The organism is Chryseobacterium sp. CFS15 (assembly GCF_031118795.1).
GTDB lineage: Bacteria > Bacteroidota > Bacteroidia > Flavobacteriales > Weeksellaceae > Chryseobacterium > Chryseobacterium indoltheticum.
Genome location: NZ_JAVHYL010000018.1, coordinates 12,734 through 36,242, shown reverse-complemented (window position 1 = coordinate 36,242; position 23,509 = coordinate 12,734). Strand labels below are relative to the sequence as shown.

Sequence of the window (23,509 nt, the reverse complement as noted above, 5' to 3'; positions counted from 1 at the left end):
TTTTTTGCAAAGTTTGCCATTCTGAACGAAGCAAAGCGAAAAATCTCTAAAAATAAAGCTTAGATTCTTCCTTCGTCAGAATGACAAATATTCTGTTTAAAAGACATTGATTATATTTGTTTATATTTTGTAAAAAAAATGAAAAAAATCTCCATACTCTTCATATTTTTTATCGGTTTTATCAATGCTCAAAAGTTAACAACCAACGAAATTTCTCTTATTAATCAGGGCGATATCAATTCTGCATTGCCAATTTATCAGACTACTGATGCTCATCAACATACCACTTTGCTTAATCTTTCAACAGAAATTGATCCGCTTGATAAAAACACAGCAATTTTGGTTAAAAGAATGGAGAAATCACTTCTTTCGACGGACGGTGGAGTAGGAATTGCCGCTCCGCAAGTAGGAATCAACAGAAAAATAATTTGGGTACAGCGCTTTGACAAAGCAGGAGAACCGTTGGAATATTTCATTAATCCTGTAATTACCTGGAGATCAGAATTACAGAATCTTGGTCCGGAAGGGGATTTATCGATTCCCGAATTTAGAGATCAGTTTTATAGAAGCAAAGTAATTCGACTTGAATATGTTGACTTAAAAGGCCAGAAATTCTCAGAAATGGTGGAAGGTTTTACCGCCGTGATTTTCCAGCACGAAATTGATCATCTTTTTGGAATTTTAATTTCAGATAAAAAGAAAAAAGAGGAGAATGATTCTTACCAAGCGGTAGATGCTTATAAGAAGAGTGATTCTGTAACGAGATAAATTACTTTTTTATTTGCTGATATCTTCAATCATTTTAATGATCTCTAAAAAATCGTTCTCTTTTTTGAAAGCTTTTATTTTGTCAACAATTTCTGGATGATCTTTAAAAAGAATATAAAGATCTTCTTTTGCTTTTTCGTATTTCTTTTCTTTCATTCTGATTCTGTAAGGATAGGCATAAAGCTTTTTCTCAGCATCACTAGCATCCTGAAACACAAAATTAGGATAATCTTCTAACGTTCTTGCAATTGGATTATATCCTCTGATTGATGTAAAATAAATATTGAATTTACCTTCCGAAACAACTTCTCCAAATGTCTCCGTAATCTTTGTTGGGGTTCCAACCAATGCATAGTTATCTGCATAAGCTTTGAAATTATACAAAGGAACAAACTTCAAATTTTCAGCAGAGAAACTTGTAATATCATTGGGAGCATATTTTGTGGGTTTTGCTTTTTCATCTGATCGGAAATGTAATTTATCATTTTGGGTGGGAAACCATTTTATCTGCCCATTAAGTTCAGATAAATCTTTAAGGATTACTTTACCGTTGACAAATTCTGTTGCAAATGGATAGTTTTGCCCGTAAGAGAAAAATACTGACAAAAGTAAAGAAACGCTTAAAATATATTTCATAATCTTGATGTTTTGAGAAAATTTTAAAGCCAAAAATAAGAAAATTATTCTTTTATATGGTGATTTAGTATTTCTTTATCTGTACACAAGAGACATTTTTTATTTTGATCTTTTTACCAACTTTTTTTAGTGTTCCTGTTTCAAAATTTCTTTTAAATACAACAACATTACCACTTCCTGTATTGGTTGCAATTAAGAACTTTCCACTCGGATCGAGACCAAAAACTCTTGGATGTTTTCCTTTTGTAGATTGATAACCGACAGTTTTTAATGTTCCGTTATTTTGAATTGAAAATATAGCAATATTATTTTCCTTTCCGCGGTTTGAGGCATATAAAAATTTTCCATCGGGCGAAATGTGAACATCGGAACTTTCAAAGCTATCTTTATATTTTTCCGAATGAGTATGAATTCGTTGAAGATTACTCAGCTTCCCATTTTTGTAAGAATATACACTGACGGCTCCTCCCATTTCTTCAATACAATAAGCATATTTTCCATTTGGATGAAACGTAAAATGTCTCGGTCCGCTTCCTAAGGTTGTTTTTGTAAAAGCAGTTTTAGCTTCTTGTAAAGGTTGAGCGTTTTCATTTTTAAATTGATAGGCTCTTATTTTATCTGCTCCGAGATCTGGGAGAAAAAGATAATCATAGTTAGGAGAAAAAACTGTTGAATGAATATGAGCACGATTCTGTCTCTTAACGTCTACACTTCCTTCTGAAAACTGAAAATTCTGAACATGAGGTTCGATTTTTCCACCTTCAGAAATAGGATAAACGGAAACACTTCCTTCCGTATAATTTCCATTGATAAGCCATTTGCCATTCTTGTGAACAGTAAGATAAACAGGGTTTTCACCACCGCTTTTTTCACTGTTGATAAAGGTTAGCAATTCATCTTTAGGTTTAAACTCAAAACTGCTTACGCTTCCTCCGTTTTCTGTTTTGCTTTCTGTGCATGCATAAATATATTTTCCATTGGGTGAAATTGTCAGAAAAGAAGGATTGAGAACACCTCTAACTGTGGTTATTTTTGATAAATTTCCGTTAATGGTATCTAATTTATAAACATAAATTCCTTCTGTATTTTTATCCCAATTGAAAGAGCCAAAAAAAGCATACGTGTTTTGAGAAAAAAAATAGATCCAAGTACAAAAAGTAAAAGTTAAGACGAAAAATTTTTTCAAAATATAAGGTTGAATGTGTTATATGAAGAGTGCAAAAATTAGTTTTTACTTTTTTGGTATATGCATTTTTTTAACCGCAAGATCCACAAAATATTTTATGAAGAAATAAGTTATTCAAAAGCTAATAAAACAAACAATAAAAGGAAAACTCTACACTTTGTAAACTTTTGAATATTCCTTTTTTGATCATTTCATTTGATTCTTTTCGGCCAAAAGACATTTTAAGTTTTTTGCTGTGTACTCAATTTTTATTTTCAAATATAATACAAATCCTTTAAAACTTGAACCAAAAACAAGGTATTGAAACTATTCAATGACTCATTATGAGCTTTAAAGTTATTGAATTTCAACCTACCAGCCATCAATTAAACCTATCAACCACTTAGTTAAGTCTTCTAAATTTAATACGGAATTTCTATGCTTTTGATTTGAAATTTAGCAAACCACTTTAGAGGCAAGGTTTCCCAATTTGGGACGAGGCAAACCTATTTCCGGGGAGACTTTCCCAATGTGGGAAAATGTAAAACTTTTTGCGAGGAATGTTTCCCAAGTTGGGACAGTGTAAACCAGTTTGAGGGAAGATTTTCCCAAATTGATAAGTATAAAAATTTCAGATGATATTCTACGTTTTGATAATATGTTTACGTCCAATTTTATTGTGAATTATTAAACAAAAAAAATCTGCTTCATACTGAAACAGATTTTATATCAAGTTTAGATACGATCTTAGTTATTCGTCACCGTAAGTTTTACCTCAATGTTATTTCTTGTAGCATTAGAATAAGGACAAATCTGATGAGCTTTTTTAGTCAATTCATGAGCTTCTTCAAGAGAAACTTCAGGAATGTTAACTTCTAATTCAACCGCCAAACCAAATCCACCGTTTTCTATCTGACCAATGCTTACATCAGCTGTCACGGTTGTTTCACCGGTTTTTACTTTAGATTTATTGATAACTAAATTTAAAGCGCTGTCGAAACAAGCAGCATATCCGGCTGCAAAAAGCATTTCAGGATTTGTGAAGTCGTCATTGGCTCCGCCTAAAGCTTTTGGCATTCTTACTTCAAGGTCAATAATTCCGTTTTCACTTTTTACCTGCCCGTTTCTTCCGCCTTTTGCGGTAACTTTTGTTGTATATAATGTTTTCATTTGTTGTCTAATTTGTTTAATATTTTTTTTACGCTGTTGCTGAGCTCGGCCCAGTCTTCCTTAGAAACTCCAACTTTATGATAAATTTTGGAAGGAATCTCACAAGCTTTCTGCTGAAGTTTTTTTCCCAAATCGGAGATAAAAACCTGAACAACTCTTTCATCTTCTTTCTTTCGTTTCCTAAGAATCAATCCCTTTGCTTCCAGTCTTTTCAAAAGCGGCGTTAATGTACCACTGTCCAAATAAAGCTTTTCGCCAATATGATTTACAGGAAGTCCGTCATTCTCCCACAGAACCATCATCACAAGATATTGCGGATAGGTAATATCCAGCTCATCAAGAAACGGACGATAGAGCCCGGTAATCTCTTTTGCAATTACATATAACGGAAAGCAAATTTGATTTTCTAATTTTAAAGATTCTGAGTTTTCCATAAGTGCGAAAGTGAAGTTGATGAATTGTTATTTTTTAATAATAAATTCCTCCATAGGAATTCTGACTTTTTTCATTGAAGCCATCCAGTCATTATCCTGATCTCTGTAGCCAAGATACAGCAAACTTACACTTTTCAAGCCTAATTCTTTTAGACCTAAAATTTCATCTACGACTTCGTTGCTAAAACCTTCAGCAGGTGTAGAATCTACTTTTAATTCAGCAGCCTGAGCCATCGCCAGCCCCAAAGCAATATAAGTTTGTCGTGCAGTATGTGCAAAATGTTGTTCCGGAGTCTGTGCACCATATAATTCTTTGATTTTATCGGTGTAGCTGCCAAAACGACCTCTCGGTAAGTCACGTTCATCCGTTGTATAATCATACACTTTATCGATTTTTTCGTTCGAATAACTATCCCAAGCTGCAAAAACCAATACATGTGAAGAATCTCTCATTACTTCAGGATTCAGTGCGCCCTTCACCATTTTATTTTTCAATTCCTGATTTTCTACGACTATAACTCTGAAAGGTTGCAACCCTGAAGAAGTGGGCGCTAATCTTGCTGCTTCTAAAATTTTATTTAAATCTTCTTGTGAAACCTTTTTTGCCGGATCATAAGCTTTTACCGCATGTCTCCAGTTTAAATCTTCAATTAATGACATTTTTCTTGTTTTAAATTATAAGACAAAGGTATAATGAAATTAAATTGCGTGCAATTTAATTTTGAGAAATCTATTTTAGATAATATCTATTGCCAATCTTAATCCCTACTTAAATATGTTTTTAATTCATCAATAAGCACGAATATGATTTTTTTAACCTTTTTGAATTTCGGTATTTCTCAAAAAAACACGACATTTGTAGACGCAAATTCGGAGGTGATTCATGGTTGTAAAAATGATGAATACATAATCTGAAGATTAAATATTTAAAATTCTACTAATGAAGATATCAAGCAACTGGCTGAAAGACTATATAAAAACAGAACTGAAAACCGAGAGAATTGGTGAATTTCTTACCGATATAGGTCTTGAAGTAGAAGGAATCGATAAGTTTGAAAGTGTAAAGGGAAGTCTTGAAGGCATCGTTGTAGCAAAAGTTTTGACTTGTGAGAAACATCCGAATGCTGATAAATTAAACAAAACAACGGTAGATGTAGGAAACGGAAAAGTTTTAAATATCGTTTGTGGAGCTCCGAATGTTGCAGAAGGACAAACTGTGCCTGTTGCGGTGGTCGGGACCAAAATTTATGCTAAAGACGGAAGCTTTTTTGAAATTAAAGAAGCAAAAATCCGAGGTGAGGTTTCTCAGGGAATGATCTGCGCAGAAGACGAATTAGGTTTGAGCGACGATCACGGCGGAATTATGGTTTTAGAAGAAACCAAATATGAAGTAGGAAAAAACTTTGCTGATTATTTTGAATTAACGAATGACGAAGTTCTTGAAATTGGTTTAACGCCAAACAGAACCGATGCAATGTCGCATTACGGGGTAGCAAGAGATTTGCACGCATTTCTTTCAACAAATCAGCAAAAATCTGAGTTTGAAAAAGTATCTTCTGTTGCCTTAAATAATGAAGGTTCGCACAGTTTTACGCTTGAAGTTGAAGATACTGAACTGACGCCAAGATACATTGGTGCAGTAATCGAAAACGTAAAAATTGCAGATTCTCCAGCTTGGCTAAAAGACAGATTGAAAGCAATCGGATTGAGCCCGATCAACAATATTGTAGATATTACCAATTATATTCTTCACGGTTTTGGTCAGCCGCTTCACGCTTTTGATGCAGATAAAATTGCAGACAAAAAAGTAAAAGTAGGAACTGTTGCAGAAGGAACAAAATTCACGACTTTAGACGGTGTTGAAAGAACATTAAACGGTTCTGAAATCATTATTAAAGACGGACAGGATAACCCGATGTGTATTGCCGGAGTTTTCGGCGGTGCCAATTCCGGAGTTTCTAGTGAGACAAAAACTATTTTCCTTGAAAGTGCTTATTTCAATCCGGTTGCGGTGAGAAAAGGAGCAAAATTCCATGGCTTGAATACGGATGCTTCTTTTAGATTTGAAAGAGGGGTTGATCCTAATATTACAAGAACAGCAATTACTCACGCCATCAAATTGATTGAAGAATTGGCTGAAGGAAAATTAGTAGGAGAGTTGTTGGAAGAATATCCTAAGAAAATTGAAGATAATTACATCATCATCAGATTTTCAAAAATCGAGCAGATTTTAGGAACAAAAATTCACAGAGAGAAAGTAAAAGAAATTTTAAAGGCACTTGAAATTCAGGTTTTAAATGATATTCAGAATGGTTTTGAAATCTCTGTTCCTGCTTACAGAGCCGATGTTACAAGAGAAATCGACGTTATCGAAGAGATTTTAAGAATCTACGGTTACAACAAAATCGATGCTCCGCAGAAAATTTCATTTACGCCTGTAAAATTAAGTGCAAATGATCAGGATGAGTTGGAAAACTCTTGGGCAAGAACTTTGCAGAGTTTAGGTTTCAACGAAGTGATGAACAATTCATTAACTTCTGTAAAAGATGAAACCGATGCGGTGAAATTACTGAATCCTTTAAGCGGAGACTTAGCATTTATGAGAAAGTCTCTATTGGAAGGGCTTTTGCAGAATGCGGTTTACAATATCAACAGAAAAAATCAGGATATTAAGTTTTTTGAATTCGGAAAAATTTACCATAAAAGAGAGAAGTACGAGGAAAGAAAACAGTTGGCTATTTTGGTTTCAGGAAGAAATGTTGCTGAAAACTGGTTACAGCCAAAATCTGCGACAGATTTCTACAACCTGAAAGCGTATGTGAAAGTTTTGTTTGAAAGATTGGCAATTGATTATAAAGAAGTTGCTTTAGATGACGAAAGATTCTCTGATGCAATTGAATACAAATCTGAAGATAAAACTTTGGTAAGAATCGGAAAAGTAGCGCCTCAAATGCTGAAAGATTTTGATGTAGATCAGGATTGTTTCTACGCAGAAATCGAGCTTGAATTTGCTCAGGAACTACGTTCTAAGAACGAATTGAAATTTAAAGATATTCCTAAATTCAACAAGATCAGAAGAGATTTAGCTTTACTGATTGACAAGAATATTTCTTATCAGGAGTTGTATCAGACGGCTAAAAAGAATAAATCTCCATTCATTAAAAACATTAATCTTTTTGATGTTTATGAAGGGAAAAACCTTCCGGAAGGTAAGAAATCTTACGCAATGAGTTTTGAATTGTTAAACGAAGAAAAAACTCTTGAAGAAAAAGAAATTTCTCACGTAATGGATTCTTTAATTAAATCTTTCCAAAAAGAGTTTAATGCTGAGTTGAGATCATAAAAGAAAATATCATATATTGGAAGCGGGCATTTTGTCCGCTTTTTTTGTTTTAAAAATAACTTAATTCATATGAAATCATTTATAGCTCTGGTTTTTCTGCTTGTTTACACTTCTTTTCATTGTCAAAATAATGAACTGACCAATAAGAAATTAATCAGCTATTATGAAGCCATAAATTCGGCAGAAGATAAGATTGTGACTAATGAGTTAGACGGTGCAGATTTTTATTATCAGAAGGCGTTTAAAATTTTTAAAGAACCTCATGCGAATGATTTGTATAATCATATGAAAGTTCTTCTGAACAAAAAGGATTACGAAAATGCTTTTAAACATTATCAGTTTTTAGATTGTATGAAATATAAATTTGAAGAAAATTTTCTTTCATCTCATTTTCCCAATATTAAACAATACAAAAAGCTAAAATGCAAAAATAAATTTGATGATAATTACCGAAAAGAACTGGATTCTTTATTTATGATTGATCAGCATTACAGAAAACTTTCCGGTGGAAATTATGCGAAATTTAAAAAGGAAATTACAAAAAACGACAGCATTGCGAGTACAAAACTTTTAAGTTTGATTCAGAAAAAAGGATTGCCTAATGAATATGATTTGGGTTTAAGCTCTGCCAACTTAGTTTTTTTTCAAAATTTTTATTTTATTATTTGGCATCAATTGGCAACTAATCTTTACAGTCCACAAGTTGTCAATTTTTCAGACGAAATTATAAAAGCTTTAAACAAAGGAAAGATTACTCCGGAAAACGCAGCTTTTCTTTTAGATTTAAACAACGGAACCCAGAATTATTCTAGCGGGCATTTCGATATAGTTCAAATTTTTAAAAATGAAGGTAATCCTGACAGGCCTCATGTTAAAGCAGAAGAAATGTTTGAAAAAGCAGATTGTTGCTATGTACATCAATGGTTTTATCCTGAAAAAAGAGGAGAAAAAGGAAATGCTTTGGTGAAAGATATAGACATAAGACGGAAGAGTATAGGAATGAGTACTTTAGACCAGGTTTTGAGAAAAAAAGTTTTTCTATTGACGAATAAAGATTATAAAATGGGACACGCCAATCTTATCGGGATGAATTTTCAGAATGATGAGGATGCCGAAAGTCTGAAAAAACATTTTATTAAAATTCAATAACTTAAAAATACATTTAACATAAATCTGTTTTTTAGAAATAAAGTATTAATAATTTCCGTAAATTTGAATTAAATCAAAAAGTAAAATGAAAAATCTTTTTTTAAGTATATGCACATTTGCCGTTCTGGCATCTTGCGGAACAATGAAAAACGCATCTTCATCGAAAGTTGGTAAAGCACAACCTTCAATTGCGAATACAAAATGGACTTTAGCTGACAACGTAAAAGGGCAGGTTCCTACTTTGAATGTAGAAGGTTCGAAGATCAACGGAAATGCAGGCTGCAACCGATATTTTGGCGGTGTAACAATGGAAACAGCATCAGGAAAATTTGAAGCTTCACAAATGGGTTCTACAAAAATGGCTTGTGCTAATATGAGCGTTGAGCAAAACTTCCTCGATATGCTTCACAAAGCTAATAAATATGTAGTTTCAGGAACTACTTTAGAATTGTATCAGGATAATTTGTTGCTTTTAAAATTCAACAAATCTGAATAAAAATAAAAAAGGAACTCAAATTTGAGTTCCTTTTTTTATAAGTGGTTTTTCTTAATCTTCCTCTTCTTCGTCGTACTTAGCCAACTCTTCGTCGCACCATTTGAACGCTGCTTCAACTACTTTAGTAGCTTCGTCTGCCATAGTTTCTTCATCGTCACCTTCCAAATCGTCAAGCCATTCTACTTCTTCCTCTTCAACGTTTAAGATGAATCTTGGATATTCTGTATGTACTACGAATAAATCTTCAGGAAATTCCGAATTGTCTGCTAATAAAAACTTTGGTAATTTCATTTTTTTTAATGTTTTAACTTTGAATCAAAGATAATAAAATTATTGGTATTTGTTCTCTTTGATATTTAATTTTTTGTTAAAGTCAGTTTATAAATCTTCAATCAATATATTTACATTAAAAGAGAAATTACTACTAACGATGCACTGTTTGCGTTATTATTTTGCAAACATTTTTGCTACTTTCTCAGCTTTTTTACTTTCAGAATAATCATAGAAACCTTCTCCGGATTTTACTCCTAATTTTCCTGCCATTACCATGTTTACCAATAATGGGTTTGGTGCATATTTAGGATTTTTGAATCCGTCATACATCACATTTAAGATCGCAAGACAAACATCGAGACCGATAAAATCTGCCAACTGAAGTGGTCCCATTGGGTGAGCCATTCCCAGTTTCATTACGGTATCAATTTCTTCAACTCCGGCAACACCATTGTATAAAGTTTCGATAGATTCGTTGATCATCGGCATCAGAATTCTGTTCGCAACAAAACCTGGATAATCATTTACTTCTACCGGAACTTTTCCTAAAGTTTTGCTCATTTCATAAATAGAGTCAAAAGTTTCTTTTGAAGTAGAGTAGCCTTTGATGATTTCTACCAGTTTCATAATCGGAACCGGGTTCATAAAGTGCATTCCGATTACTTTATCTGCTCTTTTGGTAGCAGCAGCAATTTTAGTAATAGAAATAGATGAAGTATTGGTAGATAAAATACAGTTTTCCGGTGCAAACTCATCCATCTGAGCGAAAATCTTTAATTTTAAATCCTGATTTTCAGTTGCAGCTTCCACTACCAAATCTGCGTTGGTTACTGCATCTTTTAGCTGAGTGAAACTTTTGATGTTTCCTAAAGTTTCTGCTTTTTGCTCTTCTGTAAGATTTCCCTTTGCAATGATTCTGTCAAGGTTTGTGGTAATAGTTTTCAATCCTTTGTCTAAAGCTTCCTGAGAAACGTCTACTAAATTTACACTAAAACCGCTTTGTGCGAATGTATGTGCAATACCATTTCCCATGGTTCCAGCTCCGATAACGACAATGTTTTTGATCATTTTAAATTTTCTTTTTTATATATAGTTAGATTATTTAATGTACTTAATTTTTCTTTTTTAATTGTTGTCTGGCTGTTAAAATCTACAATTCCGTCACTGTTTTCATTTCTGGATTTATTCTGAGAATTGATCGCAGCTTCAAGACCTTTTATAAACTTTGTTTTTTTGCTTTTTGAAAGAGCATCAGTTCCGATAAACAGTTTAAACTCACCTTCTCTTCCCAAACGTGATTGTCGGTATATTTCAAGTTTATTTTTTTTACCTTGAAAACTGTTGATATATTTCATTACAGGAGCCGTCGATGGAGTACCGCAACAAATGCTGTTGTAGCTTATTTCAATATAATTCTCGCTTTTCTGAGCAAAGAAAAATGTACAACTGAACACCGCTATTGTTAAAATTATTTTTTTCATTTTAATGGTTTTAAAATTAAGCTTTAAATTTTACTTATTAAAATGATCCCAAACTGCTTTTGAAATATTGGAAATCATCTTGCAATTCACTTCGTCTGTTTCGGTTGAATTGCTAATAAATACTACTATTGCATAATGCTTGCCATTGGGTAAAGTAACAATTCCCGAATCATTTTCTGCGATAGTTAAGTCTCCATCTTTTCCCGAAGATCCTGTTTTGTGAGCAATAGATTGTTTCGGCAACTGTTCTTTCAATTTATTTCCTCCGGTAGAGGTATTCAGCATGATGTCATATAAAAACTTTGTTGATTTTTCAGACAAAATTTTGCCATCGTAGAAGCTTTTGTAAAGCTGGCTCAAAGAATTTGTTGTGGTATAATTTTCATACAAATATTTCGCTCCTTTGTGCATTTGCTCTTCGTTATGTTTAATCTGAAAATCTTTCACTCCTTTAGAATCCATAAATTTCTGCACGACTTGTGTACCTCCGATTAACCTTAATAATACATCACAACCATTGTTATCACTCCATGCAACAGTATAATTGATGATTTCACTTAATGGGAGTTCTACATTTCCGTCAGGATATTTTTCCCGAATCGGCGACCATGTATTTTCCAGCAAATCGCTTTTTTTTATTAAAATTTTCTGGTCTAATGAAAGCTTTCCTTCATCTACTAAATCTAGAACTGTTGCTGCAATATGAAACTTAAAAACACTAAGCATGGGTAACTTTGTCTCTGCATTTTTATTGTATTTAAAAGCATCTTGAAAACCTAAAACAGAAACTCCGACAGTCGCTTTTTTATCTTTAATAATTGAATCTACCTTTTGCGCTAAAGCAGATTTCTGAGCAAAAGTAAATGCTGAAACCAATAGAAAAAGAAGTGCTGTTTTTTTCATAATATTCTGTTTAAAACAAATCCCTTTCAGATAATAAAAGGGATTTGCAATTTAAGATTTTTTGCAATTTTAAATCAATATAATTTACTTATTTAAATTTGTGTCCGATTCTTATGTTAGTAAAACTGAAATAATCTAAGCCGTGAGATTTTGGAAAATAAAATTTGAACTAACTATTTTCCAAACATTTCCATGAAAGAATTTCTATAGGTGTCACCAATCTGAAGTTTCAGAAACTGATCAGACTCATTGGATATCGTTGTGATTATTTCGTTGGTCGATAAAACTTTTACAGAAGATAAAGCAATAATCTCTTTTTTATTTACCTGCGCGAAATCTTTGGACGGAAGCATTTCCAGTAAAGATTTGAAATTAAGATTTTTAAGTACGATTACCGTTCCGTCTTTAAGGATAATATCTTTATCGCGGCTGTCGATTTCTGAAGTTTTAATGTAGGCAATCTGCTCTGTGAAAATTGTAGATTTACCGATGTTGGTATTCCATTCTATAAATTCTTTTTTCTTAGTATTACTCAAAAGATCTTTTGCTTTTTCAAATGCCTGAATCAGTCTTTCTTTTTTTATAGGTTTCCGTACATAATCTACCACATTCAGATCAAAAGCTTCTGCAGCATATTCTTTGTAGGCGGTTGTAAATATGATTTTTTTGGAATCTGAAATCAGTTCTGCCACTTGCAAACCGGTCATTCCCGGCATTTCGATGTCTAAAATACAAAGGTTGCAATCTATATTTTTTATTTCGTTGAGAAAGATTTTTGGGTCGTTGAAAGCTTTTACAACTTCTACATTTTCAATCTGTTCACATAAAAGTTTTAGGTAGCTTATTGCCAACAATTCATCGTCAAGAATAACGCATTTTATCATAGAATTCGCCTAAATTGATTGTTAATTCTGCAGTGAAGATACCGTTTTTTGAATTCTTTTGAAGCGAATAAAAATTGGTGTAGATCATTTTTAAACGTTGATCCAAAGATTGGCTTCCAAAACCGCTGTGATCTTTATGCAATACATTTTTAAGTGAGGCTTTATTGTTTATCTTCATCGAGAAAATTCCACCTTCAAGTTCCAATACGATAGAAATAAAAGAATCCTGAGCCAGAAAATCGGTGTGCTTAAAAGCGTTTTCAATTAAATCAACAGTAATGAGCGGAGCAAATATTTTTTCTTCGAAAACAGAATCGGATTTATCAATTTTCGATTTAATTCTAAAATCAAAAAGCGGATTAACCTTTATTTTATTAATTTCAATAAGACTTAATGCGAAGCTTAGTTCCTCTTTTGGGCTTACAAATCTGTTATTGCTTTCGTATAAAATATAGTCGAGAACATTGGCCAGTTTGTCAAGTGACATATAAGTTTGATAAGCGTGCGACTGTACAGAATTGAGAATGTTTTTAAATAAATGCGGATTGAGCTTGGTTCCTATATGTTCCAGCTGAAATTCATTCAACTTATGTTCAATGAGTTTATTGCTTTCGGAAAGTTTTTTGTTTTTATTTTTTAGTCGTTCATTCTGGCTAAAAAGGTAAATGCTCACCGTAAGAAAAAAGAAAATAGCAAAAACTCCAAAAAAGATCAGATAATCATGAATCATGTAGTAATTGCCATCCATTTTAAGTAAAATTTTTAGATGAAATTTATTGTTTTAAATATTGTGAAGCTTTAAATGCTAATCTTATTTGCCACGAATACACGAACAATAATCAATAAAAATTTGTGTATTCGTGGCTAAAGAATATTTTATTTAAGCTTTTTCAAAGAACGCAGAACTGCTTTTTCTTCACATTTCTCAAAAGTGATTTCGTAGACAGGATTTTTCTCAGGAGAAGTGATCACATAATCCGGACATGGTTTTTTCTGAGCATGACTGCGGTCAAAATCTATTTTTCCTAAAGTGATAATGCTGTCTTTTAAGAATTTTTCATTAATTTTTAGAGCATTCATTTCATTTTTGAAATTTTCAGAATACTCGAAATCTTTTGAAAGAGTTTCTGCAATGACACGGCTGTTTGGTAAATATCCGCTGCAGCTTGCGCCTTTTGCATTAAGGACAAAAAATACGATGATAAGTCCGGGAATAAGCCCGATAAGAAAGAATTTTATTTTCTTCATACGTTGATTTTACTATCTTTTAAAGATCGTATGGGTTTGCTAAAAATTACTGATGAATATATTTTTATCTTTTTTTAGACTAAAATAGTAAAAGATTAATGTCGTGATAAGTAAGCCCGAAACGGTCGCAGATAACTTTTTTGGTATGTCTGCCTTTATACATGTATAAACTTTGCTTCATTTCGTTTTTGCGAATCAGCATATTTTCAAAACCGCCTTCCAAATCGTAGTTTAAAATATAAGAAAGAAAGAAATTGGAAATTGCTTTTGTCGTTGTTCTTGGCATTTTTGATGTAAGATTCGGTAATCCGCAGTGAATAACGCCATGCTTGATGATGTAAGGATCATCCATGGTGGTAAGCTCGGAAGTTTCGATTGCTTTTCCGTTGTCGATTACAATATCAATGATAACGCTGCCTTTTTTCATGTTCATTACCATGTCTTCGGTAACGATTGGCTGCATATTGAGTCTTGGTAAAGCTCCTATCACAACGTCGGCTCTTCTTAAGCTTTTACTTAATTCTTTAGGATCAATGATCGATGTAGGAACTCTGCTGTCTACTAAAGTATGAAGTCTTCGCAGCTTTGAGAGGCTATTATCAAAAACTTTCACACTTGCGCCTAATCCGATCGCTGCTTTTGTCGCAAATTCACCAACGATTCCGGCTCCTAAAATCACTACTTCTGTAGGTCTTACTCCGGTAATTCCGCCAAGCATTAACCCGTTTGATAAAGCGAGTAATTCTGAAGCATATAAAATTGAAACTGTTCCTGCAATTTCCCCGACCAATCTTACCAAAGCCAGTTGTTTGTATTCGTCAGCAATAAATTCAAAAGCGATTGCATTGATTTTTTTCTCTGCCAGTTTTAAGAAATAATCTTTATCTCTTAAATTGATCTGAAGTGCAGAAACCAGATAGGTATTGGGTTTGAAATAATCGATTTCCTCTTCTGTAGGAGGGTTTACCTTTAAAACAAGATCTTGGGAAAACGCTTCCTTGGCATCCTGAGTTATTCTTGCTCCCGATTCAGAATATTGTAAATCTGTGAAAAATGAGCCTTGCCCGGCACCGGCTTCAATGATGATTTCGTGACCATGTTCTACCAAAACCTGTACTGCATCGGGCGTTATGCATGTTCTTCTTTCGTTGAGACAGGTTTCTTTAGGAATCCCTATGCTAAACTGTTTCCCTTTTTTGATAACTTCCAACTTCTCTTCCTTCGGAATTAATTCTTCTTCGGAAAAAGGAGTAAAAATATTTGTAGTACTCATTTTTGTTTAATTATGACTTACAGAATTTTTTTAATACAATCGATTTCTATAAGCAAAGATATAATATTTAATCGAATGTAATTTCTCTGTTTTCTCCTGTATTATTGATGCTCATTGAGTGGTAATTTAATCCGTACAATTCATCTTCATACACTTCCGGCCATTCTATAATACACAGATAAGCATTGTCGAGATACTCTTCAATACCAATATCATAAACTTCTTCTATGTTTTTTAAACGATACAGATCAAAATGATAGATTTTTCCTTTTGGTGAATTGTATTCATTAACAATAGAATAGGTAGGGGAGTTTACTTCATCTTTACTGCCCAGATTTTTAAGCAGGAATTGAGTAAATGTAGTTTTTCCTGCGCCTAAATTTCCTTTTAAAAGAAGAATATTATGTTTCAACTCCGGTAAAATAGAATCTACGACATTTTGCCAGTCGTTAATCTGATGAATAATAAATTGCATAAGCAAAGATAATTATTTGTGGTAAATTTTTAATAATGCTCAAAATAAAACTGACTGAATAACATTCAGCCAGCTTTGTTGCTATAATAAGGTTATTCTTCGAAAAAAATATCTTAATGATTATTAATTTGACATAAGTTTTTTCTTAAATTCCTGATATTCTAAAGAAGGTAGACCAATTGCTCTTCTATTGGTATTTATCTTTTTCTTATCAACATTTTCATCAATAGCTATAATTACGTGATAGTCTATTGGTTTATTATTAATTTCGTTTTTCCTGTCCTCCATCATCGCATAATTAAAAGGATCACAAGTTCCATTTTTAACTAAATTTGGTAATGTTCTCTTGAAATATTCGTAATCACCATTATAAGACAAATGATTGAAGATTACAGAAAGACTAACATCGGCAGATTTTCCTTGAACCATATAACCCCCAATTAAATTTTTATTTGGAAAACCATAGATTTTAATAATTTCTTTTAATCTTTCACTATGTCTCCGATCTACTTTTTTTATACTATCTTCAGTGTTTAATCTGTTTCTAACATCCTGATCATCAATGTTCATTTTATTTAATTCTGATCGGAGAGGCAAATTAATTTTACTTACATTTTCTTTTACAATCTTTTCAACGTCGTCTTTGCTTATATTTAGTTTTTCTAAAAGTTCAGCAATACTTTTATCTTTTAAAACTGCGTTAACATCATATGCTTTTTCACGGAGATAATTCTCAACGTCTTCACGTTCAATCGTTGATGCTTTACTTTTAGAAATTAAATAATTCCTTGACACATTCACAAACCATCCATCGACAGGTTTGTATGTTTTTAATAAGCGATCTAATATTTCGTAAGTTTCTTTATAATTTTTGGTTATATATAAACTATCAGCTTTGTAAATTTCATTATAATAAGGTATATAATTTACCTCTTTAGAAAAATGATTATTACCAATATCTTCTGTTTGTTTTGTCTGAACACTGTGTACATGATTATTTCTACAAGAAATAAATGACATCAGTAAAATGAAATGCACTTTGAAAACATTCATAAAATTGTAAAATTACTTTGAGTTTATATTGCAATATAAAAAATAAATCTCCATAGAAACAAAGTTATTTAGTAAATGAATAGAAGATGGTCTTCAAATTTATCTCAATTTCCTTCTGTGACTTCAATTTAAATTTATCTATTTTTGCCATTATGATTTCCAAACAGACCATAGATAAAATATTTTCAACAATCCGCGTAGAAGAGATTGTTGGCGAATATGTGCAGTTGAAGAGAGCGGGATCAAATTTTAAAGGTTTAAGTCCGTTTCATGAAGAAAAATCGCCAAGCTTTGTAGTTTCTCCAAGTAAGCAGATTTGGAAAGATTTCTCCACCGGAAAAGGAGGAACAGCGATTTCTTTTTTAATGGAAATCGAAAACTTCACTTATCCTGAAGCGCTGCGTCACGCTGCCAAAAAATACGGAATCGAAATTGAAGAAGACCAGCGAGAGTTTTCTGAAGAAGCAAAAAATGCTCAGTCTGAAAGAGATCTACTTTATAAGATACATGAAGTCGCCAATGATTTTTTTCAAAACATACTTTGGGAAAATGATGAAGGCAGAGCAATCGGGCTTTCGTATTTCAGAGAGCGTGAACTGAAAGATGATATTATAAAAAAATTTCAGCTTGGTTTCTCACCGGAAAAGAAAAATGCTTTTACCGAATTCGCCATTGAAAAAGGTTATACAAAAGAAGTTTTAGAAAAATCTGGACTTTCGATCTTTCCAGAAAATGCTCCCAACGGAATCGATCGTTTTCGTGAAAGAGTGATGTTTCCGATTCACAGTTTTTCGGGCAGAGTCTTGGGTTTTGGAGCCAGGATTCTAAAAAACAATATAAAAACCGCCAAATATCTCAATTCTCCCGAAACAGAAATTTATCATAAGTCAAATGTTCTTTATGGCTTAAATCAAAGCAAGCAGGCGATTTCCAGAAAGAATATATGTCTTTTGGTGGAAGGTTATATGGATGTGATCTCACTTCATATGTCGGGAATTGAAAATGTGGTGGCGAGCTCCGGAACTTCTTTAACGACCGAACAAATTAAGCTTATTAAAAGGCTCACCGAAAATGTGACGATTCTTTTTGATGGTGATAATGCGGGCATTAAAGCGAGTTTCAGAAGTATCGATATGCTTCTTACCGAAGGGATGAACATCAGAGTTTTGCTTTTCCCGGATGGTGATGACCCCGATTCTTTTGCCAGAAAACATCCGCAGGAATATGTTGAAAAGTTCATCGAAAATCAAGCGATGGATTTTATTGATTTTAAAGCTGAAATTCTTTTAAAGGAAGTCGGAAACGATCCTATTAAAAAGTCGGAAGCGATCCGGGATATTGTAAAATCTGTCGGATTTGTTCAAAACGCTTTAAAAAGGGAAGTTTATCTGAAAGAAGTTTCCAATAAATTTGGTCTTTCAGAGCAGAGTTTGTTTAATGAGCTTGATGTACAGAGGCAGGTTACCCAAAACCATAATCAAAATGCACAGCAGCAAAAGGAAAAAGCAGCTCCGGTAAAAATGGAGATTGTTCCTCCAGATGAAGAAAAAGGAGATCCTTATCTGTATGATGTTTTGTTTATGGAAAACAAATTGGTAGATCACATGTTGATGTTTGGCGATGTTGTTTTGAAACGACAAGATGATAATGAAGCTGAATATCAAATCACCGTAATTGAAGAAATTTTGCATCATTTTGAAGAAGAACAATATCAGTTTCTTGTAAAAGGAAACGAAATTATCATTGATCAGGTAAAAGAAGGGATTCAAAACGACGAGCTTCGAAGCGGAAGTTTTTTTGTCACTTTTATGGATGAGCAGATCACGACAAAAGTGGTTGACGCACTGATTCCTTTAGACGATCTAGAAAATTGGAGTTCAAGAAATATTTTCCCGCCGAATTACGGAGATAAAGTTGCCGAACAGATTAAAGGCGATGTTTTACTTCATAAATACCGTTACATTGATTATTTAATTAAAGAAACGATTGCTGAACTCGAAAAATACAGCAATACCGATGAAGTGAAATACTTTGAACTGATCAAAAAAATAACTTTATTGAAGCAGGCTTCAATGAGATTAAGTGAAATGATTGAGTATTCGCCAATCAAAGGGATTTATGTTGATAGAAAGCGATAGTTAGTTGATGGTTTTTAGTTGTCGGTTGATAGTTTAAATGTACTTTTTAAACTAATAATGTCTAATTTTCGTATGAAGTTAATACAATTAAAAATTCGCTATTAATTTTTATTAAAAAAAATCTACAGTTTTCAAACTAAATACGGCAACCTAAACTGACAAAAAGTCCTATAAAATTTTAGGAATAAAAGTTGTAATTTACAGTTTAAATAAATTTAAAAATAATACCGATAGAAATATGGACATTAAAAAAGAATTCAGAGATTTCTCTACAAAACACTTGGGAAATAACGGTTTGGTAACCGATCAGTATATGGGAATGTTTAATCCTACCAATCTTACGCCTTACATCATGGAAGAGAGAAGATTAAACGTTGCTCAAATGGACGTTTTCTCTCGTTTGATGATGGATAGAATTATTTTCCTGGGAACAGGTATTGACGATCAGGTGGCAAATATTGTAACGGCCCAGTTATTATTCTTAGAAAGTGCAGATCCTTCAAAAGATATTCAGATCTACATCAATTCTCCTGGAGGAAGCGTTTACGCAGGTTTAGGAATTTATGACACGATGCAGATCATCAAGCCGGATGTTGCTACAATCTGTACTGGTATTGCCGCTTCAATGGGAGCTGTTTTATTGGTTGCAGGTGAAAAAGGAAAACGTTCTGCTTTGAAACACTCAAGAGTGATGATTCACCAGCCTTCTGGTGGAGCTCAAGGTGTTGCTTCTGATATGGAAATCAATTTAAGAGAGATGTTGAAGCTTAAAAAAGAGCTTTATGACATTATTTCTGAGCATTCTGGACAAACTTACGAGTGGGTTGAGAAAGCGTCAGACAGAGATTACTGGATGACTTCTACCGAAGCGAAAGATTTTGGAATGGTAGATGAAGTTTTACAAAGATCAAAAGAGAAGAAATAATTTTTTCTTGAACTAAAATAAAAATCCCCGCTCACTGAGATTCTCGAAGTGAACGGGGATTTTTTTAATCCTAAAATTTGAATTACTTTTTGATGATTTTATGTGTCGTTGTCGACTGATTGGTTTTAATTTCAACCAAATAAACTCCCGATTTCAAACTTTGAATATTAATCTTTTTACTTTTTGTATTCAAAACTTTTTGACCTGAAATAGAGTAGATGTTGATAGTATTGATCTCATCTTTGGTTTCAATAATGATAAAATCACTCGCAGGATTCGGATATATTTTAAAGCTTTGCTTTACAGCATCCGAAACACTTAAATTAACATTGGCTTCTGTTGGCGTAAACGGTCTTCTTGTTCCGAAACTCAATCCAAACCAATCATTATTTGTTAAGGTTATTGTAGAAAGATTAGCATTGGTTTTCCAGTTTGATAGATTGGTTCCTTTGTATAATTTCCAGGTGTTTGTACCGTTTGCTGTTCCTGATAAAGAATTCAATGATAAAGTAGAAACCTGATTTGCAACAGAAGTATAATTAAAGGTGCTGCTTTGAGCATCAATCAACTGTAAAGCCTGTTCTGCGGTAATGGTTCCGTTGTATTGAATTCCAAAAACAAAAGAATTAGCATTTCCGTTAGAATTATCGGTTCCGAAATCGATAACAACTAAACTTTTATTGCTTCCTGTTCCAATCCAGTTGGTGATTTGTGAAAAATTAAACCATAACGAACTGTAGGCAGGAATTGGCGTTGCAGGAGCTTCAGCAGTAGGATTACTAAAACCGTAGCTTGCGCCATACCATTCTCCGTTTGAAATTGTTCCGCTGTTCATCCATCCTCCCATAGACCAATTATTTGTATCGCTACCTCCCCATAAACACCAATAGTCTGGTGCAGATTGTGCAACATGATCATTAAATGATACTTTATCAAGAAAGCCGTTATTGAAAGTAAGAATATAATCAAATGCCGGTTCTGCATTTTTTATCATTTGCATCATTTGAGGACCGGTAATATTTTGTCCGGGATTGAATTTTACTCCCCAAACATAAGATCTGTCATCAGTTCCGTCTTTAAAATCGGCAACAAAATAAGCGGTTTGAGAGCCTGTTCCCACAAAAAACTTTACATCGTTTGCTGTTAATTGTGCAAAACATAACGCAACAATAAAAGTGAATATAAAACTTAATATTTTTTGCATATCAACTATTATTTAATGATTAACTTTTCGCTGAAGTTGATATTTTTTTCGGTAACTTTTACAATATAAATACCTTTTGATAATGTGCTAACATTAATTCCTTTTTCAGTGTATTTCTCATTAATAACGATTCTTCCATTGAGATCATAAACCTGTACATTTCCAGAATTCAGGCCTTGTACAAAGAATCTGTTGCTTGCAGGATTTGGATATATCGTTAATTTTGAAACTTTACTATTTTCAGATGTAGAAAGGGATGCGCTATTATAAGCAATGATTTGATTAGGTAGAGAAGTTACTGTAAAAGTATTCAGTAAAGTACCTTGTAAATCGTACGTGTAAATTTTTCCCGGCGAAACATATCCTGAAGGATCGGCTGCATAAATTTTATTATTAATAACATTAAATCCGTACGCAGTACCATAGCTGTTTACGGTAATGGGCGTAACTGCAATAGGCGTGGTATTAATCGACGGTGCATCAATTGGTGTTTTGTAAATGGAAGCTTCATTCATGTAATAAATGTTCGTTCCGTCAGTATCCATATAAGCTGGCTTTACGCCAGCCGGAAATGTAGTGCTAGAAACCGTAGTTTGATTCGTTGTATTATAAACAGTAAGTGTCCCAAAAGAAGTTTGTGCATAAGGATCTCCCGAACTCATTATGTACAAAAGATTGTCTTTTTCAAAAATACTGTTTGGTGAGTCACCTACATTTACCTGTGATTCGACAGTATTGGTTGTCGTGTTGATTACATCCATAAAATGATTGAGACCGTAACCTCCTTTCAACAAAACATATAGTTTGTTGTTTTTACTAAAAATCTTTTCGGGGCCATTTCCTACAGGAATATTAGCTTGATGAGCGTAAGTGTTTAAATCATAAACCGATACGTAGTTTGTTGGACCATTGTTTCCCCAATTGGTTACATAAAATTTGTTTCCGCTGAATGCGATGTATCTTGGGTTATCAAGATTGGTAGAAATAGTTGTAATCAAAGTAAAATCAGATTTATTAATGACTTTGATTTGATTGGAAATGTTTAAAACCACAAAAATCTTATCACCAAAAATTTTAATGTCCTGAGCAGTATCACCCAGCGTAGCATTATTGTTTTTAAGTTTAAAATAATTGTTGGTAACAACAGATTGATTGTTGATCAGCGAAATTTCAGCATTATTGCTTCCGGCGCCGCCTTCGTTGAGCACTAAAACTCCTTCAGTTTGAGCATTTGCAAATGAAAATACAAAGGCAAGAATAAGAAAATAGATTTTCTTCATGATATAATTAAATTTAAAGTTTTGTTCCCGAAACTTCACTGCAGGAAAAAACAGTCATGAAAAAATATCCGAAGATGTGATCTCATAAACTTTTATTCCCGAAAGTTGAAATTAATCTAAGGCAGGTCTCCTGGCTTGCATCTTATTATAACCTTCCCATTTTATTAACACAAAACAGTGGTTTTTATTTATAATAAGTTGAATAGCTTACAGTTGCGGGTACAGCTCAAGAATTATTTTACTTCACTTGATTCCCTATTAATGAACGCATGGGTTCAACCTTAAACTTGTGCAAAGATATTATTTAAATTTTGAATAATATTATTAGTAATAATTTAATGATTTAAAATTATTGTAAATAGTAATGTGATTTTTGATATTTATTTTATTAAATTAATGAAAAAAGACATACCTAATGATATGTCTTTACTTTTTTGATAAGAATTATTTCTTAATTAAAACCTTCAATAATTTTTGAGAAATCTTCAAGTTTCAATGCAGCTCCACCGATAAGACCACCGTCGATATCAGGTTGAGAGAAAATTTCTTTAGCATTATCAGGTTTTACAGAACCACCGTAAAGAATAGAAACTTCGTCAGCAACTTCCTGTCCGTATTTTTCTGCAATAATTCCTCTGATGTGAGCATGAATTTCCTGAGCCTGCTCCGGAGTTGCCGTTTCGCCAGTTCCGATTGCCCAAACCGGTTCGTAAGCAATAACCACTTTTTTGATTTCTTCCGCAGAAAGAGTGAAAAGCGCTGTTTCTGTCTGAGTTTTTACAACATCGAGATGCTCTCCTGCTTTTCTTTGTTCTAAAGTTTCACCATTACAATAAACCGGGATCAAACCTTTATCTAAAGCTAATTTTACTTTTTTGTTGCAGCTTTCGTCGTTTTCACCGTGATATTGTCTTCTTTCAGAATGCCCGATCAAAGAACCTGTCGCATCGATAGACTCCAACATATCTGCAGAAAGCTCGCCTGTGTAAGCTCCGCTTTCGTATTCGCTCATATCTTGTGAAAAAACTCCGATTTCGTCTTTTTCAAAGATATCTTTTGCCATCATTAAATATAAAGAAGGCGGCGCGATCCAAACTTCACAGTTGGTTGTATTATTAGTTTTATAACTAAGTAATTGAATCATTAATTGTTGAGCATCAATTACATTTTTGTTCATTTTCCAGTTTCCTGCAACTATTTTTCTTCTCATA

The 23,509-nt window shown here is 33.1% G+C and carries 24 protein-coding genes and 1 riboswitch; of the genes, 6 read left to right on the top strand and 18 right to left on the bottom strand.

Features of this window, described 5'->3' with window-relative positions:
• Nucleotides 1–138 precede the first annotated feature (138 nt).
• The gene (locus tag OH814_RS19835; protein ID WP_308829359.1) at nt 139–768 is read left to right on the top strand and encodes a peptide deformylase; all 630 of its coding nucleotides are present in this window, start codon (nt 139–141) and stop codon (nt 766–768) included.
• Nucleotides 769–777: 9 nt separating this feature from the next.
• Here OH814_RS19835 and OH814_RS19830 read toward each other — a convergent pair whose 3' ends face one another.
• From OH814_RS19830 to OH814_RS19810, 5 genes are all read right to left on the bottom strand, one after another.
• The gene (locus OH814_RS19830; protein WP_308829358.1) at nt 778–1,404 is read right to left on the bottom strand and encodes a hypothetical protein; all 627 of its coding nucleotides are present in this window, start codon (nt 1,402–1,404) and stop codon (nt 778–780) included.
• A 64-nt stretch (nt 1,405–1,468) separates the two neighbouring features.
• On the bottom strand, nt 1,469–2,590 hold the full coding sequence (locus tag OH814_RS19825; RefSeq protein ID WP_308829357.1) for a lactonase family protein: 1,122 nt from the start codon (nt 2,588–2,590) through the stop codon (nt 1,469–1,471).
• Nucleotides 2,591–3,316: 726 nt separating this feature from the next.
• Nucleotides 3,317–3,739 carry an organic hydroperoxide resistance protein gene (locus OH814_RS19820; RefSeq protein WP_308829356.1) on the bottom strand — a complete coding sequence of 141 codons (423 nt, stop codon included), beginning with the start codon at nt 3,737–3,739 and terminating at the stop codon, nt 3,317–3,319.
• The gene (locus OH814_RS19815; protein WP_123885531.1) at nt 3,736–4,173 is read right to left on the bottom strand and encodes a MarR family winged helix-turn-helix transcriptional regulator; all 438 of its coding nucleotides are present in this window, start codon (nt 4,171–4,173) and stop codon (nt 3,736–3,738) included. Before OH814_RS19815 ends, OH814_RS19820 begins: the two co-directional genes overlap by 4 nt.
• 27 nt (nt 4,174–4,200) lie before the next feature.
• On the bottom strand, nt 4,201–4,833 hold the full coding sequence (locus OH814_RS19810; protein ID WP_308829355.1) for an NAD(P)H-dependent oxidoreductase: 633 nt from the start codon (nt 4,831–4,833) through the stop codon (nt 4,201–4,203).
• Nucleotides 4,834–5,113: 280 nt separating this feature from the next.
• On the opposite strand from OH814_RS19810, the gene pheT reads away from it, so the two are divergent.
• The 3 genes from pheT (at nt 5,114) to OH814_RS19795 (ending at nt 9,161) form a co-directional block, all read left to right on the top strand.
• The gene (pheT, locus tag OH814_RS19805) at nt 5,114–7,516 is read left to right on the top strand and encodes a phenylalanine--tRNA ligase subunit beta (RefSeq protein ID WP_308829354.1); all 2,403 of its coding nucleotides are present in this window, start codon (nt 5,114–5,116) and stop codon (nt 7,514–7,516) included.
• A 69-nt stretch (nt 7,517–7,585) separates the two neighbouring features.
• Nucleotides 7,586–8,665, top strand: a complete 1,080-nt coding sequence (locus OH814_RS19800) for a hypothetical protein (protein WP_308829353.1) — start codon at nt 7,586–7,588, stop codon at nt 8,663–8,665.
• A gap of 85 nt (nt 8,666–8,750) precedes the next feature.
• Nucleotides 8,751–9,161 (top strand): META domain-containing protein, encoded by a 411-nt coding sequence (locus OH814_RS19795; protein WP_076562174.1) that lies wholly within the window; start codon nt 8,751–8,753, stop codon nt 9,159–9,161.
• 51 nt (nt 9,162–9,212) lie between these two features.
• On the opposite strand, the gene OH814_RS19790 is transcribed toward OH814_RS19795, so the two are convergent.
• From OH814_RS19790 to OH814_RS19745, 10 genes are all read right to left on the bottom strand, one after another.
• Nucleotides 9,213–9,452, bottom strand: a complete 240-nt coding sequence (locus OH814_RS19790) for a hypothetical protein (protein WP_002977986.1) — start codon at nt 9,450–9,452, stop codon at nt 9,213–9,215.
• A 156-nt stretch (nt 9,453–9,608) separates the two neighbouring features.
• A complete protein-coding gene (locus OH814_RS19785; protein ID WP_308829375.1) occupies nt 9,609–10,499 on the bottom strand; it encodes a 3-hydroxybutyryl-CoA dehydrogenase in 891 nt (296 codons plus the stop codon).
• On the bottom strand, nt 10,499–10,915 hold the full coding sequence (locus OH814_RS19780) for a hypothetical protein (RefSeq protein ID WP_308829351.1): 417 nt from the start codon (nt 10,913–10,915) through the stop codon (nt 10,499–10,501). The genes OH814_RS19785 and OH814_RS19780 overlap by 1 nt, the downstream gene beginning before the upstream one ends.
• A 30-nt stretch (nt 10,916–10,945) precedes the next feature.
• A complete protein-coding gene (bla-A, locus tag OH814_RS19775) occupies nt 10,946–11,818 on the bottom strand; it encodes a CGA/CIA family class A beta-lactamase (protein WP_308829350.1) in 873 nt (290 codons plus the stop codon).
• 173 nt (nt 11,819–11,991) lie between these two features.
• Complete coding sequence (locus OH814_RS19770) at nt 11,992–12,702, bottom strand: response regulator transcription factor (protein WP_308829349.1); 711 nt, start codon at nt 12,700–12,702, stop codon at nt 11,992–11,994.
• On the bottom strand, nt 12,680–13,450 hold the full coding sequence (locus tag OH814_RS19765) for a histidine kinase (RefSeq protein WP_308829348.1): 771 nt from the start codon (nt 13,448–13,450) through the stop codon (nt 12,680–12,682). The genes OH814_RS19770 and OH814_RS19765 overlap by 23 nt, the downstream gene beginning before the upstream one ends.
• A 128-nt stretch (nt 13,451–13,578) precedes the next feature.
• Nucleotides 13,579–13,950, bottom strand: coding sequence for a hypothetical protein (locus OH814_RS19760; RefSeq protein WP_308829347.1), 372 nt, complete (start codon nt 13,948–13,950; stop codon nt 13,579–13,581).
• 79 nt (nt 13,951–14,029) lie between these two features.
• Entirely contained in the window at nt 14,030–15,223 is a 1,194-nt protein-coding gene (locus OH814_RS19755) for an alanine dehydrogenase (RefSeq protein ID WP_076562168.1), read from the bottom strand.
• Nucleotides 15,224–15,290: 67 nt separating this feature from the next.
• Entirely contained in the window at nt 15,291–15,698 is a 408-nt protein-coding gene (gene tsaE, locus OH814_RS19750; protein ID WP_308829346.1) for a tRNA (adenosine(37)-N6)-threonylcarbamoyltransferase complex ATPase subunit type 1 TsaE, read from the bottom strand.
• Nucleotides 15,699–15,821: 123 nt separating this feature from the next.
• The gene (locus OH814_RS19745) at nt 15,822–16,751 is read right to left on the bottom strand and encodes a hypothetical protein (protein WP_308829345.1); all 930 of its coding nucleotides are present in this window, start codon (nt 16,749–16,751) and stop codon (nt 15,822–15,824) included.
• A 152-nt stretch (nt 16,752–16,903) separates the two neighbouring features.
• Here OH814_RS19745 and dnaG point away from each other — a divergent pair, with 152 nt between their 5' ends.
• Nucleotides 16,904–18,889: a DNA primase gene (gene dnaG / locus OH814_RS19740; RefSeq protein WP_308829344.1), complete on the top strand. Its 1,986-nt coding sequence runs from the start codon at nt 16,904–16,906 to the stop codon at nt 18,887–18,889.
• A 238-nt stretch (nt 18,890–19,127) separates the two neighbouring features.
• Entirely contained in the window at nt 19,128–19,814 is a 687-nt protein-coding gene (gene clpP / locus OH814_RS19735) for an ATP-dependent Clp endopeptidase proteolytic subunit ClpP (RefSeq protein WP_074231705.1), read from the top strand.
• A gap of 82 nt (nt 19,815–19,896) precedes the next feature.
• Here the strand turns inward: clpP and OH814_RS19730 are convergent, their stop codons facing one another.
• The 3 genes from OH814_RS19730 to tpiA form a co-directional block, all read right to left on the bottom strand.
• Nucleotides 19,897–21,018 (bottom strand): T9SS type A sorting domain-containing protein, encoded by a 1,122-nt coding sequence (locus OH814_RS19730; protein WP_308829343.1) that lies wholly within the window; start codon nt 21,016–21,018, stop codon nt 19,897–19,899.
• Nucleotides 21,019–21,026: 8 nt separating this feature from the next.
• Complete coding sequence (locus OH814_RS19725) at nt 21,027–22,298, bottom strand: T9SS type A sorting domain-containing protein (protein WP_308829342.1); 1,272 nt, start codon at nt 22,296–22,298, stop codon at nt 21,027–21,029.
• 102 nt (nt 22,299–22,400) lie between these two features.
• Nucleotides 22,401–22,597, bottom strand: a riboswitch (cobalamin riboswitch).
• A 152-nt stretch (nt 22,598–22,749) separates the two neighbouring features.
• On the bottom strand, nt 22,750–23,508 hold the full coding sequence (gene tpiA, locus OH814_RS19720) for a triose-phosphate isomerase (protein WP_308829341.1): 759 nt from the start codon (nt 23,506–23,508) through the stop codon (nt 22,750–22,752).
• Nucleotide 23,509 lies beyond the last annotated feature (1 nt).

Excerpts from the sequence above, each read along its gene's own strand:
- OH814_RS19835 (WP_308829359.1), top strand. The coding sequence starts at position 139 with ATGAAAAAAATCTCCATACTCTTCATATTTTTTATCGGTTTTATCAAT.
- OH814_RS19830 (WP_308829358.1), bottom strand. The coding sequence starts at position 1,404 with ATGAAATATATTTTAAGCGTTTCTTTACTTTTGTCAGTATTTTTCTCT.
- OH814_RS19820 (WP_308829356.1), bottom strand. The coding sequence starts at position 3,739 with ATGAAAACATTATATACAACAAAAGTTACCGCAAAAGGCGGAAGAAAC.
- OH814_RS19815 (WP_123885531.1), bottom strand. The coding sequence starts at position 4,173 with ATGGAAAACTCAGAATCTTTAAAATTAGAAAATCAAATTTGCTTTCCG.
- OH814_RS19810 (WP_308829355.1), bottom strand. The coding sequence starts at position 4,833 with ATGTCATTAATTGAAGATTTAAACTGGAGACATGCGGTAAAAGCTTAT.
- pheT (WP_308829354.1), top strand. The coding sequence starts at position 5,114 with ATGAAGATATCAAGCAACTGGCTGAAAGACTATATAAAAACAGAACTG.
- OH814_RS19800 (WP_308829353.1), top strand. The coding sequence starts at position 7,586 with ATGAAATCATTTATAGCTCTGGTTTTTCTGCTTGTTTACACTTCTTTT.
- OH814_RS19795 (WP_076562174.1), top strand. The coding sequence starts at position 8,751 with ATGAAAAATCTTTTTTTAAGTATATGCACATTTGCCGTTCTGGCATCT.
- OH814_RS19790 (WP_002977986.1), bottom strand. The coding sequence starts at position 9,452 with ATGAAATTACCAAAGTTTTTATTAGCAGACAATTCGGAATTTCCTGAA.
- OH814_RS19780 (WP_308829351.1), bottom strand. The coding sequence starts at position 10,915 with ATGAAAAAAATAATTTTAACAATAGCGGTGTTCAGTTGTACATTTTTC.
- bla-A (WP_308829350.1), bottom strand. The coding sequence starts at position 11,818 with ATGAAAAAAACAGCACTTCTTTTTCTATTGGTTTCAGCATTTACTTTT.
- OH814_RS19770 (WP_308829349.1), bottom strand. The coding sequence starts at position 12,702 with ATGATAAAATGCGTTATTCTTGACGATGAATTGTTGGCAATAAGCTAC.
- OH814_RS19765 (WP_308829348.1), bottom strand. The coding sequence starts at position 13,450 with ATGGATGGCAATTACTACATGATTCATGATTATCTGATCTTTTTTGGA.
- OH814_RS19760 (WP_308829347.1), bottom strand. The coding sequence starts at position 13,950 with ATGAAGAAAATAAAATTCTTTCTTATCGGGCTTATTCCCGGACTTATC.
- OH814_RS19755 (WP_076562168.1), bottom strand. The coding sequence starts at position 15,223 with ATGAGTACTACAAATATTTTTACTCCTTTTTCCGAAGAAGAATTAATT.
- tsaE (WP_308829346.1), bottom strand. The coding sequence starts at position 15,698 with ATGCAATTTATTATTCATCAGATTAACGACTGGCAAAATGTCGTAGAT.
- OH814_RS19745 (WP_308829345.1), bottom strand. The coding sequence starts at position 16,751 with ATGAATGTTTTCAAAGTGCATTTCATTTTACTGATGTCATTTATTTCT.
- dnaG (WP_308829344.1), top strand. The coding sequence starts at position 16,904 with ATGATTTCCAAACAGACCATAGATAAAATATTTTCAACAATCCGCGTA.
- clpP (WP_074231705.1), top strand. The coding sequence starts at position 19,128 with ATGGACATTAAAAAAGAATTCAGAGATTTCTCTACAAAACACTTGGGA.
- OH814_RS19730 (WP_308829343.1), bottom strand. The coding sequence starts at position 21,018 with ATGCAAAAAATATTAAGTTTTATATTCACTTTTATTGTTGCGTTATGT.
- OH814_RS19725 (WP_308829342.1), bottom strand. The coding sequence starts at position 22,298 with ATGAAGAAAATCTATTTTCTTATTCTTGCCTTTGTATTTTCATTTGCA.
- tpiA (WP_308829341.1), bottom strand. The coding sequence starts at position 23,508 with ATGAGAAGAAAAATAGTTGCAGGAAACTGGAAAATGAACAAAAATGTA.